The sequence below is a fragment of the Stenotrophomonas sp. 1337 genome, assembly GCF_031455455.1.
Lineage (GTDB): Bacteria > Pseudomonadota > Gammaproteobacteria > Xanthomonadales > Xanthomonadaceae > Stenotrophomonas > Stenotrophomonas indicatrix.
The window spans coordinates 55,948-68,770 of sequence record NZ_JAVDSR010000015.1; the positions used below are offsets into that span (position 1 = coordinate 55,948).

Sequence of the window (12,823 nt, forward strand, 5' to 3'; positions counted from 1 at the left end):
TATTCCCGTTCAAGCGCGTGGCATTCAGCCAGCGTCGGTGGCGAAGCGCAGGCGGTTGCCATCCGGGTCGACGATCAGCATCTCGCGGCTTCCCCAGTCGGTATCGTGTGGCGGCTGCTCGATGGGTACTCCCGCAGCGCTGAACGCGCGGTGCAGGCCATCGACGTCGGTGACGATGAAATACACCGCACCGCCGACCTCGCAGTCGCCGGTGTGTTCGGTCAGGAAGATCGTCTGGCCTTCGCGGGTGAGCTGGGCGAACAGCGGGAAGCCGGGTTCGAAGCGGTGCTCCCAGTCGACGATGAAGCCCAGTCCCTGCACGTAGAAGGGCAGGCTGGTATCGGCATGGCGCATGCGCAGCTGCGGGATGACGGTCTGGGGCATGGCGGCGGCTCCGGGGGCAGACGTCCAGTGTAGTGCCGGCCGCTGGCCGGCATCCTCGTGAGCCCGGGAACAATGAGGTTGCCGGCCAGCGGCCGGCACTACCGACTCTGCCTGGGTCTGGTAGGTGCCAACCTTGGTTGGCACATCGTGGTACAGCTACCGGCCAGCGGCCGGCACTACCCCCGCTCAGCAGGCCGTCGGAACGGCGGCCATCGCCGCCAACAGTTCGCGGTTCACCTGCTGGTGCTGCTGCTGCCATGCCGGAAGATCATCGGCGCTGACGTCGGGCTGCCCATCCAGCGATGACAACCAGCGCTTGAAACGGCTCTGGTAGTTGGCAAGTGACACCTCGCCGGTGATGTCGCTGCCCACCAGTCCACCGGTGCGCAGGGCCTCGATCACCATCAGCGCGTGTTCAAGCTGGAAGCGGCCCTGGTCCCAGTTGCTTCGCGCGACATCTTCAGCGAACACGTCCTTGTCGATCGACAGGTAGGTTGGCTGAGGGGCCTGCGCCTGTTCGGCGGCGAACGCGGCGACCAGGGCCTCGGGATGGTCGAAGCGGCGGAAGGCAGCTGTCATGCCCACGCGGCTGGCCCAGCCCACATCCACATCCATGCACCAGTAGGTCAGCCGCCGCCCCAGCAGCGGCCGCCAGTGGTTCTCCCACGCATGGCCCAGGCCGATATCGGCGGAGGTGATGCCCAGCACATGCACATGCGATACCTGTGGCAATGCGGCGGCAGCATTGACCCAGGAACCGCAGTGCATGCCGAAGGGAAAGCGCATGTTGTCCGGATGGTTGTCCAGCACCACCAGCTGGAACGGGGCACGCGTGTGCAGGTGCTGCAGCAGCGGCAGGCTGAGATGGTGGAAGTCGCCGCTGCCGAGCATGACCGTGCCGAGCTGTGCCGGCAGCGGCCGAAGAACTTCAGTGGCGAAGCGTGACAGCGTGGCGTTGCGGCAGGCAAAGCGCAGCGGGTCATGCCAGTGCTGCAGCGCAAGCGTGCGTGCCTGTGGCAATGGCAGTACGCCACCATCGAGGTCGAGGATCAGCGGCGGACGCAGTTGCATCGGTCAGCCTCCTCCATCCGGCTCAGCCTGCAGGTGCGGGGCCAGCCTGCGCAGGACGGCGCGCAGCAGCGGCGAACGCGCATGCACCGCGTGTACGGTGGAGGTGAAGCGGGCACCCAGTTCGGCCTTGATGCGTGAATCGGTCCAGCCGGCAACGTAGTGGCTGAGGCCGTGCTGCAACGCGTATTCCAGGTTGTGCATCCAGCTGACCGAGTACAGGTTGTGGTCGCGCGACTGCGGATAGGACAGGCCGATGTACTTGTCCACCAGCTTGCCGGCATGCACGTAGCACAGGTTCCAGCCGATCAGCTCGCCGTTGTGGCGGTAAAGGAACAAGCGCCCCTGTCCCTGCGTGTCTGCCAGCAGGTGCTGGAAGAAGGGTAGCTCGAGCCGGTCGAAATGCACGGCGCTCTGTGCATACACCTGCAGGTACAGCGCATGCAGTTCGGCCTGCAGCCGCGGTTCGGCAAGGGCAGGGTCACCGGTGGCGATGCAGTCGATCTGCAGGTTGCTGCGTGAGCGCAGCTTGCGCCGGATGTTCTTGCGACGCGCTGCGGACAGGCGAGCCAGATAGGCGTCGATGCAATCGAAATCGATCGCCACCCATGCCAGCGGCATGCCCTCCAGCGGGATGAAACCGCGTGCTTCCAGCGCCTGCAGGAAGGCGTGGCTGTGTGCGTTGGCGGCATCGTCCAGCAAGGGCGAATCGATCGCCAGATCCTTGACCACCAGCAGCCGGCTGTCACCGACGCCATGGCGCAGCACGTCGTCGGCCAGTGCAGCCGCCGACACATGCGCCGGCAGCGGTGTGTACTCGGTGCTGGTGGCACCGATGAACCGCGTCTGCCAGGTCAGCCACGGCCGCCACAGGCGCGACAGCGGCAGCCCCAGCAGGCGCGAGCGCAGTGCATCGTCCAGGGTTGTGGTCAGATCCAATGGCGCACGGAAACTGGGCAGGCCGCTGGGCAGGCGGCTGGCATCGAACCCCAGGGGAGGGTGGGCCAGGAAGCCCTCCAGCAGCGCGGCCGGTTCCAGCGCGGTGCTGGATACACGCGGGATCATGTCCATGCGGGGCACGGGAACCGGCAGCGCATTCCCGCTCAGCCCTTGGCCTTGGTCAGCAGCTGGTCCAGCAGGGTAATCGCCAGGTCGATCTCTTCGTAGCTGATGTTCAACGAGGGCGCGAAGGTGATCACGTTCTTGTACCAGCCACCCACATCGAGCACGAGGCCCATGCGCTTGCCGTCGTGCAGCAGGTCGCCGGCCAGGCCGATGTCGACCATGCGGTCCAGCAGTTCACGGTTCGGGGTGAAGCCATCGGCGGCGCAGATTTCCGCACGCAGTGCCAGGCCGAGGCCATCGACATCGCCGATTTCCGGATGGCGCTTCTGCAGGCCGCGCAGGCCGTCGAGGAAGTAGGCCCCCTTCTCCGGCACGGTGCGCTCGTAGTCCATCTCCTTGCCCAGCTTCAGCACTTCCAGGCCCAGGCGCGTGCCCAGCGGATTGGAGTTGAAGGTGGAGTGGGTGGAGCCCGGCGGGAACACGGTCGGGTTGATCAGCTCTTCGCGCGCCCACAGGCCCGACAACGGGTTGAGGCCATTGGTCAGCGCCTTGCCGAACACCAGCACGTCCGGGGTGACATCGAAGTGTTCGATGGCCCACAGCTTGCCGGTGCGCCAGAAGCCCATCTGGATCTCGTCGACGACCATCAGGATGCCGTACTTGTCCAGCACGCGCTTGAGGCCCTTGAAGAAGTTGCGCGGCGGAATGACGTAGCCGCCGGTGCCCTGGATCGGCTCGACGTAGAACGCGGCGTACTCGGCCTGGCCGACCTTGGGGTCCCACACGCCGTTGTACTCGCTTTCGAACAGGCGCTCGAACTGGTGCACGCAGTGGTCGGAGTACTCGTCCGGGGTCATGCCCTTCGGGCGACGGAACGGATACGGGAACGGGATGAACATCGCGCGTTCGCCGAAATGGCCGTAGCGGCGGCGGTAGCGGTAGCTGGAGGTGATCGACGAGGCGCCGAGGGTGCGGCCGTGGTAGCCGCCTTCGAAGGCGAACATCAGGCTCTTGCCGTTGCGCGCGTTGCGGACGATCTTCAGCGAATCCTCCACCGCCTGCGCACCACCGACGTTGAAGTGCACGCGGCCATCGAGGCCGAACTTCTCGTGCATGTCCACCGCGATGGTCTTGGCCAGCTGCACGCGCGTGGGGTGCAGATACTGGCTGGCGACCTGCGGCAGGGTGTCGATCTGGTCCTTCAGCGCATTGTTCAGGCGCTGGTTGGCGTAACCGAAGTTGCAGGCCGAGTACCACATCTGCAGATCGAGATAGGGGGTTCCGGCGGCATCGAACATGTAGCTGCCTTCGCAGCGCTGGAAGATCTTCGGCGGATCAACGTAGTGCACGGTGTCGCCGAAGGAGCTGTAGCGGGCTTCGTCTGCCAGCAGCTGTGCATCGGTGATGGCGGCATCGGCGTTCTTGTCAAAAATATTCATCGGTTCGGTTCCGGAGAGGGCATTCAAAGGAAGCAACGGGCGGAGCGATCAGGCGGTGGCGAGCAGCCGCGGAAGCGAGGGCTGAAGCAGGCTGCCGTCGAGAAGGCGCGGCAGCAGCGCAGTAGCGTCGTGGAAGGTGTCGATGGCGGCGTGGGGAATGCCGGCGTCGGTGCAATGGGCAATCAGGCGACGCTTGGCGAACACGAAATCGGCGTGTTCGGACACGCAGAAATCCGAGGCGCCGTCACCGATCATCAGCACGCGGGGAGCTTCGTCAGCACGCGCCTGCGCCGCGCAGGTGCACTTGCAGGTGCCGCTGCGGCAGCCTTCGGCCTGGTACGGAGATTCAAGCTGCCAATGGCCGTCAGACCAGCGCAGGTGGTTGGCCACCACAGGCAGCGGCGGCAGGCCGTGGTTGGCGAGGATGCGATGGATTGCATAGTCCAGGCCGTCGCTGACGATGCGCAGTGGCAGGCCCAACGCCTGCGCGCGTTTGACGAAAGCGGCGAAGCCCGGATCGATCCGTACCTGGTCCAGGTGTGCATCGAGGGTGGCCGGATCAAGCTTCAGCAGGCGGACCTGGCCCTGCATGCATTCACGCGAACCGATCTCGCCCGAGCGCCACTGGTCTTCCAGCTGCTGCCAACCGGGCTGGCCGAAGTTCTCCAGCAGTGAATCGATGACGTCCTCGAGGCTGATGGTGCCATCGAAGTCACACAGGATGCTCCATTGCATGGGCAGCTCCGTCGATGAAGAGAGGCCTTGGCACGATGCCGGCGACGGGGCCAATGTAGGCAGGCCGTCTTTCTCGTTCCTTTCCACCTGAAAGCCCGAACGGAGGCACTCGGGAAGCGTTCAGCCAGTGAGCGCGAAGCAGGCTTTGCTCGCCTTCAGCCTCTACTGGCCAGCCAGTACCTTGACGATCTCGCAGCTGTCTTCGTGGGTCAGCCAGGGGCTGTTGCCCACGGTCAGGGAGCGGGCGGCGAAGTCGCGGGCATTGGGTACGTCCGCGTCTGCGACGACGCCTCGCAGATAGGCATAGCCCGGCAGGGCGTGGATGAACATGCGGCTGACACCCAGGCCGCGCTGCCACAGCGATGAAAGCGCTTTGTCACGCGCACGTTCGCTGGGCAGCAGCAGCATCAGCATCGGCCAGGTGCCAAGAGTGCCAGGCATCCCGTCCACCACTTCAACGGCAGGCAGCGATTCCAGCTGCACGCGCAGCTGCAGCGCGCGCAGGCGGGCGGCCTGCAGGAAGGCGGGCAGGCGCTGTGCAGCGTGTGCCCCGACGTTCTGCCGCCAGCGGCTGACGCGATGCTGCGGAATATCCAGTGGAAACACATCACCCACCGCAGCTTCCAGGTCGCCACGGCGCAGGGCACGCCGCAGCGGATTTCCATACACCAACGACAGCAGGGAAGGGCGGTAGCAGGCCGCCAGGCCCAGCAGCTGCAGGCTGCGCGTCAGCTCCCAGCGCGGGTTGAAGGGCGTGTGTCCTGCGGCCTGCTCGATCAATGCCGCACGCAGTTCTTCATCACGTGTCAGCAGCAGGCCGCCCTCATGCAGGCTCAGGCCCTTGCCGGCGGCCAGGCTGAAGAAGCCGATGTCGCCGCGCAGGCCGACGCTGTTGCCGGCCACGCGTGCACCCAGTGCCTGTGCAGCGTCCTCGATCACCCACGCACCGACGCGGTGCGCAATGGCACATGCGCGATCAACATCGGCGATGCGCCCGCCCAGATGCGTGGGCACGATCGCCAGCGTGCGTGCATCGGCTGCGGCGTGCAGCGCCACCGGGTCGAAATCGAAATGGTCGCGGCGGGCATCGCACAGGTGTATGCGCAGGCCGAGGCTGTGCACGGCAATCGGTACCAGCGGACAGGTATAGGCCGGCAGGATCACCGTATCGCGCTGCGGCGCGCGCCTGCGCAGGGTGCGCAGGGCAATCAGCAGGGCATGGGTGCCCGAGCAGGTCAGCTGCAGCGGCGGCGTGCCCAGCTGCTCGGCGAGAATCGTGCACAGGTCGCCGCCGCCGGGCAGGAAATCGCTGGCCTGCAGGGGCAGGCCAGCGGTGGGAGGCAACTCGCGCGACAGCAGGCTCACGGGGCTGCTTCGGTAACAGCATGCGGATCATCCGCCTCGGCGCGGCCCAGGCAGATGATGCCGGCCACGATCAGCACCGCACCGATCAGGTGATGCAGCGTCAACGGTTCGTGCAGCAGCCACGCCGACAGCAGCAGCACGCTGATCACTTCCAGGTGCGAGGCCGCGAACGCAGGGCCGATCGGCGCGTGCCGCAGCAGGCTCATCCAGGTGAAGAACGCGCCGACGTAACCGAGCATCGCGCCGTATACCCAAGGCTGTGACAGCACGCGCAGCAGCCATGCGCTGTTGGCCTCGACCGGCAGCGCGGCGTCGCCGGCATACTTGAAGCACAGCTGGGCCAGGGTGTCGAAGGCCATCAGCAGCGGGAAGCCGACCAGGTACAGCCGCCTCATGTTCCGGCTCCGACCACGGCAACGCCGGCGCTGACCAGCAGCATGCCGGTCACCCGCAACGGCGTCAGCCGCTCGCGGAACAGGATGCGGCCGGCCACCATCAGCGCGACGATGTTGATCGAGCCGAGCAGCACGCCCTGTGACAACGGCACCAGCGACAGGAAAGCGATCCAGGCGACGAATTCGAGCACATAGCAGGCGATGCCCAGCCACAGCCAGGGACGGCCGAACATGTGTTTCCAGCGCTGCAGGCCTTCGCCATCCTGCGGGTCGCTGGCGGCAGCCTTGAAGGCCAACTGGCCGCCGGTATCGAGCACCACGTTGACCAGCCACAGCAGGGTCGCAAGCGATCCCATCTCAGGCGACCGCCTGCAGCACGCCCGCACGTTCGCCGATGTCGCTGAAGAAGCGCGCGCTGCGGCGGATCACCTCGCGCCGTTCGCGATCGATGGTGATCATGTGGTAGCTGTCTTCCAGCACCACCAGTTCGGTCGGTCCGCTGACGCGCGAGATCACCAGTTCGGCATTGCCCATGCTGGCCACGTCGTCCTCGCGGGCATGCATCACCAGGCATGGTGCCGTGACCTGGTGCAGGTGACGGCGTGTCCAGGTGCTCAGTGCACGCATTTCGGCCAATGCATGCCACGGGTTGCCTGGCAGGCCGGCAGCGGCACTGTCACCAGAGAGCATGGCGGCGCTGACCTGCGCACGCAGGCGCTCGTCGCGCAGGCCGTACGGCGGCTCTTCCATGAACATGCGGTCGCGGCCGATGCCCAGGCGCTTGAACCACGGCAGCAGGAACGAGAAGCGTGCGACCGCCGGAATGTTCCAGCCGTCGTAGCGGAAGGTGGCGCCGTACACCCCCACGCCGGAGACCCAGTCCGGCCGCCGCGCGGCCAGCGCCAGCGCCAGTACCGCCCCCATCGACAGGCCGCCGACGAACAGCTGGTCGACCTTGACACGCAGGTCCGCCGCCGCATCTTCCACGCCCTGGTACCACTGTTCCCAGCGGGTCTGCAGCAGGTCTTCGACGCTGCCGCAGTGACCCGGCAACTGCACGCCATGCACACTGAAGCCCGCGTTGTTCAGCCCTTTGCCCAGCATGCGCATTTCGGCGGGCGTGCCGGTCAGGCCATGGATCAGCAGGACACCCTGCGGGCCACCGGGAAGAAAGAACTCATGGGATGCAGGCACCAGTCGGCTCCAGCGCGGCAGTCGGGAAGGTCAGCATCGCAAGCGCGATTTTCGGCAACCTTTCAACGGTTCGTCTGGATCAAGGGCCCTTCAGCAACGGTATGGTGATGGACACCTTCAGGCCACCGCCGGGGCGGTTGAGGTAGCCCAGGCGTCCGCCCAGGTGCTCGACGGCCTCGTGGGCGATGGCCAGGCCCAGGCCGGTGCCGCTGGCTGCAGTGCCGGGCGCACGGAAGAAGCGCTCCCCCAGCCGCGACATCACGTCCTCGGGCACGCCCGGGCCATTGTCTTCGACGTACAGCTCGACATCGTTGTCGTCCAGGGCCTGCACGCCGACGGTGACGGTCGCATCCGCGCCGGCGTAGCGCAGGGCGTTGTCGATAAGATTGTCCAGCGCCTCGTGCAGCAGTGCGCCGTTGCCCAGTATCCGCACCGGCTGCTGCGGACCCAGGTAGCCCAGGTCGATGCCATCGCGGATCGCTTCGGGCACGCGCATGCCCACCCATTGCGGCACCAGCTCGGACACATCCAGCGCCTCCACCGTCTCCGGCACGGTCTGTGCCCGGCTCAACGCCAGCAGCTGGGTGCTGACGCGAGCGGTGCGCTGGTTGAGCCGGCGGATGTTCTGCAGCGCTTCGCGCACGGTCTCTGGATCGCCGTGCGCCAGTGCCTGGTCCACGTGCAGTGCCATGCCCGCCAACGGCGAGCGCAACTGGTGGGCGGCGTCGGCAATGAAGCGGTTCTGCAGCGTGATCATTTCCGCCTGCCGCGCGAACAGGCCATCGATGGTGCTGATCAGGGGCTGGATTTCCTCGGGCACGTCGGCATCGGAAATCGGTGCCAGCTCGCCGCGGCGCTGGGCCAGGCGCGAGGTCAGCGGGGTCAGGATACGCAGGCCGTGGGTGACGCCGAACCAGACCAGCGCGGCCATTCCCAGCGCCAGCATGGCCATCAGCGGAATGACGATCATCAGGATTTCGCGCGCACGCTGGCGACGGTCGGCCATGCTTTCGGCCACGGTCACCGCCAGCTGGTCCTGCGGATCGTTCATCGCCTGGGTGCAGACCGTCGACATGCGCACCTGCTGGCCGTTCAACTCGCCTTCGTACAGCGCCGGGTGCGTGCCGCTGCAGTCCTGCGAGGGCGCATAGGCGCTGAAATCTGCGTTGCCGGCGATGGTGCCCAAGCGGCTGCTGTCGACGTTGAAGTAGCGATGACCGTCGGGGTCGTACTCGATCAGAAAACGTGCCTGCGGAGACAGGTCGCTGCTGACCGGCATCGTGCTGAGCATCTGTGCGAACGACACGGTGTCATCGGTCAGGTTGCGGTCGTGGATGCGGTTGGAGTAGTCCAGCGCCACGTAGTAGGCCAGCAGCGTGTTGAAGGTCAGCAGGCCCAGCATCGGCAACGCCAGGAAGGCGAGCAGGCGCCGGCGCAGGCTGGGCGGTCCGCTGATCACGCGCTGGCGTCTTCCAGCATGTAACCCAGCCCGCGCACCGTGCGGATGCCCATGCCACCCGGCTGCAGCTTGCGGCGCAGACGGTGCAGGGCGATGTCCAGGCCGTTGTCGGTCAGGTCCTGGCCCCAGTCGCACAAGGCCTCCACCAGCTGCGCACGCGAGACGATGCGCTCGGCACGCACCGCCAGGGCGGACAGCAGGCCGAATTCGCGCGCGGTCAGCTCCAGCGTCTGCTCGTCTATCCACACCCGGTGCCCGGTCAGGTCCAGGCGCAGCCGGCCGATGCGCAGGTCGGGGTTGCCGTTGCTGGTGACCCGGCGCAACTGCGCGCGCACGCGTGCTTCGAATTCGTCCAGGGCGAAGGGCTTGACCAGGTAGTCGTCGGCTCCCAGGTCGAGCACCCGCACGCGCTCGGCCAGGCCATCGCGTGCGGTGACCACCAGCACGGCCAGGCCATCGCCGCGCTGGCGCAACCGCTGCAGCACGTCGCGGCCATCCAGCTGGGGCAGGCCCAGATCCAGCACCAGCAGCGCGTACTGGGTGGAGTTCAGGGCTGCATCGGCATGCGCGCCGTTGTCCACGTGGTCGACCACGTGGCCCTGCCGGCGCATCGAGGCGCACAGGCCAGAGGCGATGTCCGGGTCGTCTTCTGCGATGAGTACGCGCATGCGCGGGGCTCCTGGGGGCGGATGGGCCGCCCGCTGGACAGGGCGGGCCTCTCGGCTGCCGAGGGTAGCGGCAAACGGGGTGGAGGTGGCAGGCGTGGGGGGGCCAGGCGCACCCGGCGCTGGCCCTTCGTTCAGTCCTGCAGGCCAGGCTGGCCCTCGGCCAGCGGCACCCGCGATCCGTCCAGCAGGCCGCGACTGAGCTTGCCGTCCTCGATGAACAGCAGTTCGCCGTTCTCGCCATTCTTGATGCTGCTGTCGATGGCAATCACGCGGCCGTCGTGGAAGCTGCTGACGTGTGGCATCGAGGTGTGGCCGACCACGATGCGCTTGAGCTGGAGACGGTCGAGCACCGCCTGTACGCCCTGGCTGTCCAGGCGCCCGTCGAAGTAGCCGCGGTACCAGATCGGGCTGGTCTTGCCGTCGTACAACGGTGCGGTGGCGGGGTCTGCCTTCACCTCGGCCTTGGGAATGCCCAGCGAGGCCTGGTAGGCGGCATTGGTGTGGGCCGGGTGCAATGCCATCTGCACCGCTTCGGGCGAGATGCCGCCATGCAGGAACAGGGTATCGCCGATCTGCAGCAGCACCGGCCGCGTGCGCAGCCACTGGCCGATCACCGAGTCGGCACCATACAGCTGCGGATAGCTGCGACCGAGCAGCTGCGCGCTGCGCAGGTATTTCGGATTGACGTAACGCAGGTCGTCGTACAGCACCATGGTCTCGTGGTTGCCGAGCACGAAATGCACCGCGCCACCGGCGGCCGCCGCCTGCTGCTGCAGGCCATACAGCAGCCAGAACGCTTCGGTCACCTGCGGGCCGCGATCGAACACGTCGCCGGCGATCACCAGCGTATCCGTGCCCAGTGCCCAGCGGTCCTGCGTGTCGATCACCCGGTTGGCGCGCAGCAGGCGGACCAGCAGCGCGTACTGGCCGTGGATGTCGGACACGGCGACGATGCGCGGCACGGCCGGCAGTACCGATGCCGACGGCGCGCTCGGCGGCAGCACATGCACCGCATGCGGGTAGCCGCAGCGCGCGGCAACCTCCGTGCCATCGGTGCCGGCCTGCACGCTGTGGGTTTCCGCCTGGTCCTGGCAGATCCACTGCGCTTTCAGCTGCGCGCCTTCACGGAACAGGTAAGGGCCGTCGCTGTCCACGTGCTCTGCAGGTGCTGCCACGTCGCGGGCAGAGGTCAGTGGTGCGGCCAGCAGCAGGACCAGTGGCAGCAGGATCGACAGGATTCGGGCGTGGTTCGGCATCGGCGGCATCCAGCGGCAGGAGACGAGCGATGCTAACCGCCCACGGACGCCACCGGTGTGCGCGAACGGGCGGATCAGGCCCGGCCGCCTTCCCCCTTGAGCTTGCGCACGCGGGTATCGGCGGCGCGCACGGGCTGGCCGTCACGGCCATGGGGTTGCATGTAGGGTAGTGGCCGGCGGCTGCTGGATTCGATCAGTTGCGAGTGCGCTTCGCCAGCAGCGAAGCAATGCCGTTCTCCCCATTGGCGCAGGGCCACCAGCAGCGGGAACAGGTCCTGGCCGGCTGCGGACAGCACATAGTCGTGGTAGGCGCTGCCATCGGCGGCGGGCTGCTGCACCAGCAGCCCCGCCTCGACCAGGCGCCGCAGGCGGTCGCTGAGGATGTTGCGCGCCGCGCCCAGGCTGCGCTGGAAATCGCCAAAGCGACTGACGCCATCGAAGGCATCGCGGATGACCAGCAATGCCCAGCGGTCGCCGAGCAGATCGGCGCTGCGGGCCACGGGGCAGGGGCTGTTGGCGTGCATGGCGGACTCCCTCGATTGTGGTTGCAGTTTAAAACCAGTGGCGCTACCGTGCACCTGGTTTCAAAATGCAACCACACTGATGATGCCTTCGCTTCCCCGCCCCGTGTTGGGCCTGCTCGCCATTGCTGCCGGTGCCAGCGTGGCCAATGTCTATTTCGCGCAGCCGCTGCTGGAGCGCCTGGCCCACGATTTCGCCCTGGATGCCGCCGTGGCCGGTGCAGTGCTGGCTGCCACCCAGGCCGGCAGCGTGCTGGCCCTGCTCGGGCTGCTGCCGTTGGCCGACCGTGGCGACCGCCGTCGACTGCTGCGGGTGCAACTGCTGGCGCTGGTGGTGGCGCTGCTATGGCTGGCCGCCGCCCGCAGTACCGCGTGGTTGCTGTCGGGCATGCTGCTGGCGGGTCTGCTGGGTACCGCGCTCACCCAGGGACTGATCGCCTACGCCGCCAACCTCGCTGCACCGGAGCAACGCGGGCGGGTGGTCGGCATGGTCCAGGGCGGCGTGTTCATCGGCCTCCTATCGGCGCGCGTGGTCTCAGGTGCGGTAGCCGCCGTAGCGGGATGGCGCGCGGTGTACCTGCTGTCGGCATTGCTGATGGCGGCGCTGGCACTGCTGCTGTGGCGGCGTCTGCCGCACGTGCCGGTGCCCGCAATGCCGCCGTCGTGGCGCAACCTGCTGCGTTCGATGGCCGATATGCTGCGGCAGGATCGCGCGCTGCGCGAACGCGGGCCGCTGGCATTGTTCCTGTTTGCCGGTCTCAACGTGTTCTGGGCCGCGGTGCCACTGCCGTTGTCGGCGCCGCCGTTGAACTGGTCGACCGCCGCCATCGGCGCGCTGGGCCTGGCCGGCATCATCGGCGCACTACTGGCAGCGCGGGTCGGGCACTGGATGGATCGTGGCCTTGCCCACCGGGTGAGCCTGGGGGCGCTGCTGCTGATGCTGGTCGCCTGGGTGCCGTTGCTGGGCCTGCCGTACTCGCTGGCCCTGTTGCTGCTGGGCGTAGTGGTGCTGGATCTGGGCGGGCAGGCGTTGCATGTGTCCAACCAGGCCCTGCTGCTGCGTGCACCGGCCGAACAGCACGGACGCCTGGTGGCGCTGTACATGCTGTTCTATGCCGTGGGCAGCGGTGTGGGGGCTGCAGCAGGCACCTGGACGCAGGCGCGCTATGGGTGGCCGGCGGTGTGCGCGCTGGGCGCGGGCATCGCGCTGCTCGCACTGACGTGGTGGGCGACGTGGCGCATACCGCGCAAGGCCGCTGCGTAGCGTCGAGACC

At 67.3% G+C, this 12,823-nt stretch carries 14 protein-coding genes; 1 reads left to right on the forward strand and 13 read right to left on the reverse strand.

Annotated features, from left to right (window positions below):
• Positions 1 to 24: 24 nt before the first annotated feature.
• From J2X70_RS17865 to J2X70_RS17925, 13 genes are all read right to left on the reverse strand, one after another.
• Positions 25 to 384, reverse strand: coding sequence for a VOC family protein (locus J2X70_RS17865; protein WP_025873787.1), 360 nt, complete (start codon positions 382 to 384; stop codon positions 25 to 27).
• A gap of 186 nt (positions 385 to 570) precedes the next feature.
• Positions 571 to 1,455, reverse strand: coding sequence for an arginase family protein (locus tag J2X70_RS17870; RefSeq protein WP_309911485.1), 885 nt, complete (start codon positions 1,453 to 1,455; stop codon positions 571 to 573).
• Positions 1,456 to 1,458: 3 nt separating this feature from the next.
• Positions 1,459 to 2,523 (reverse strand): GNAT family N-acetyltransferase, encoded by a 1,065-nt coding sequence (locus J2X70_RS17875; protein WP_032976022.1) that lies wholly within the window; start codon positions 2,521 to 2,523, stop codon positions 1,459 to 1,461.
• A gap of 32 nt (positions 2,524 to 2,555) precedes the next feature.
• The gene (locus J2X70_RS17880; protein ID WP_032976023.1) at positions 2,556 to 3,956 is read right to left on the reverse strand and encodes an aminotransferase class III-fold pyridoxal phosphate-dependent enzyme; all 1,401 of its coding nucleotides are present in this window, start codon (positions 3,954 to 3,956) and stop codon (positions 2,556 to 2,558) included.
• Positions 3,957 to 4,004: 48 nt separating this feature from the next.
• Positions 4,005 to 4,691 carry an MtnX-like HAD-IB family phosphatase gene (locus J2X70_RS17885; RefSeq protein ID WP_025873783.1) on the reverse strand — a complete coding sequence of 229 codons (687 nt, stop codon included), beginning with the start codon at positions 4,689 to 4,691 and terminating at the stop codon, positions 4,005 to 4,007.
• 162 nt (positions 4,692 to 4,853) lie between these two features.
• Positions 4,854 to 6,056, reverse strand: coding sequence for a DegT/DnrJ/EryC1/StrS family aminotransferase (locus J2X70_RS17890; protein ID WP_309911489.1), 1,203 nt, complete (start codon positions 6,054 to 6,056; stop codon positions 4,854 to 4,856).
• Complete coding sequence (locus J2X70_RS17895; RefSeq protein ID WP_025873781.1) at positions 6,053 to 6,451, reverse strand: DMT family transporter; 399 nt, start codon at positions 6,449 to 6,451, stop codon at positions 6,053 to 6,055. The genes J2X70_RS17890 and J2X70_RS17895 overlap by 4 nt, the downstream gene beginning before the upstream one ends.
• Entirely contained in the window at positions 6,448 to 6,807 is a 360-nt protein-coding gene (locus J2X70_RS17900) for an EamA family transporter (RefSeq protein WP_025873780.1), read from the reverse strand. The genes J2X70_RS17895 and J2X70_RS17900 overlap by 4 nt, the downstream gene beginning before the upstream one ends.
• A gap of 1 nt (position 6,808) precedes the next feature.
• Positions 6,809 to 7,645: an alpha/beta fold hydrolase gene (locus tag J2X70_RS17905; RefSeq protein ID WP_309911492.1), complete on the reverse strand. Its 837-nt coding sequence runs from the start codon at positions 7,643 to 7,645 to the stop codon at positions 6,809 to 6,811.
• Positions 7,646 to 7,724: 79 nt separating this feature from the next.
• A complete protein-coding gene (locus J2X70_RS17910) occupies positions 7,725 to 9,104 on the reverse strand; it encodes a sensor histidine kinase (RefSeq protein WP_025873778.1) in 1,380 nt (459 codons plus the stop codon).
• A complete protein-coding gene (locus J2X70_RS17915; RefSeq protein WP_025873777.1) occupies positions 9,101 to 9,772 on the reverse strand; it encodes a response regulator in 672 nt (223 codons plus the stop codon). Before J2X70_RS17915 ends, J2X70_RS17910 begins: the two co-directional genes overlap by 4 nt.
• Before the next feature lie 131 nt (positions 9,773 to 9,903).
• Positions 9,904 to 11,028: a metallophosphoesterase gene (locus tag J2X70_RS17920; protein WP_309911495.1), complete on the reverse strand. Its 1,125-nt coding sequence runs from the start codon at positions 11,026 to 11,028 to the stop codon at positions 9,904 to 9,906.
• A gap of 74 nt (positions 11,029 to 11,102) precedes the next feature.
• Positions 11,103 to 11,552 carry a helix-turn-helix domain-containing protein gene (locus tag J2X70_RS17925; RefSeq protein ID WP_025873775.1) on the reverse strand — a complete coding sequence of 150 codons (450 nt, stop codon included), beginning with the start codon at positions 11,550 to 11,552 and terminating at the stop codon, positions 11,103 to 11,105.
• A 79-nt stretch (positions 11,553 to 11,631) separates the two neighbouring features.
• Here J2X70_RS17925 and J2X70_RS17930 point away from each other — a divergent pair, with 79 nt between their 5' ends.
• The gene (locus J2X70_RS17930) at positions 11,632 to 12,813 is read left to right on the forward strand and encodes an MFS transporter (RefSeq protein ID WP_309911497.1); all 1,182 of its coding nucleotides are present in this window, start codon (positions 11,632 to 11,634) and stop codon (positions 12,811 to 12,813) included.
• Positions 12,814 to 12,823: the final 10 nt, after the last annotated feature.

Excerpts from the sequence above, each read along its gene's own strand:
- J2X70_RS17920 (WP_309911495.1), bottom strand. The coding sequence starts at position 11,028 with ATGCCGAACCACGCCCGAATCCTGTCGATCCTGCTGCCACTGGTCCTG.
- J2X70_RS17885 (WP_025873783.1), bottom strand. The coding sequence starts at position 4,691 with ATGCAATGGAGCATCCTGTGTGACTTCGATGGCACCATCAGCCTCGAG.
- J2X70_RS17915 (WP_025873777.1), bottom strand. The coding sequence starts at position 9,772 with ATGCGCGTACTCATCGCAGAAGACGACCCGGACATCGCCTCTGGCCTG.
- J2X70_RS17870 (WP_309911485.1), bottom strand. The coding sequence starts at position 1,455 with ATGCAACTGCGTCCGCCGCTGATCCTCGACCTCGATGGTGGCGTACTG.
- J2X70_RS17875 (WP_032976022.1), bottom strand. The coding sequence starts at position 2,523 with ATGGACATGATCCCGCGTGTATCCAGCACCGCGCTGGAACCGGCCGCG.
- J2X70_RS17895 (WP_025873781.1), bottom strand. The coding sequence starts at position 6,451 with ATGAGGCGGCTGTACCTGGTCGGCTTCCCGCTGCTGATGGCCTTCGAC.
- J2X70_RS17900 (WP_025873780.1), bottom strand. The coding sequence starts at position 6,807 with ATGGGATCGCTTGCGACCCTGCTGTGGCTGGTCAACGTGGTGCTCGAT.
- J2X70_RS17925 (WP_025873775.1), bottom strand. The coding sequence starts at position 11,552 with ATGCACGCCAACAGCCCCTGCCCCGTGGCCCGCAGCGCCGATCTGCTC.
- J2X70_RS17930 (WP_309911497.1), top strand. The coding sequence starts at position 11,632 with ATGATGCCTTCGCTTCCCCGCCCCGTGTTGGGCCTGCTCGCCATTGCT.
- J2X70_RS17865 (WP_025873787.1), bottom strand. The coding sequence starts at position 384 with ATGCCCCAGACCGTCATCCCGCAGCTGCGCATGCGCCATGCCGATACC.
- J2X70_RS17880 (WP_032976023.1), bottom strand. The coding sequence starts at position 3,956 with ATGAATATTTTTGACAAGAACGCCGATGCCGCCATCACCGATGCACAG.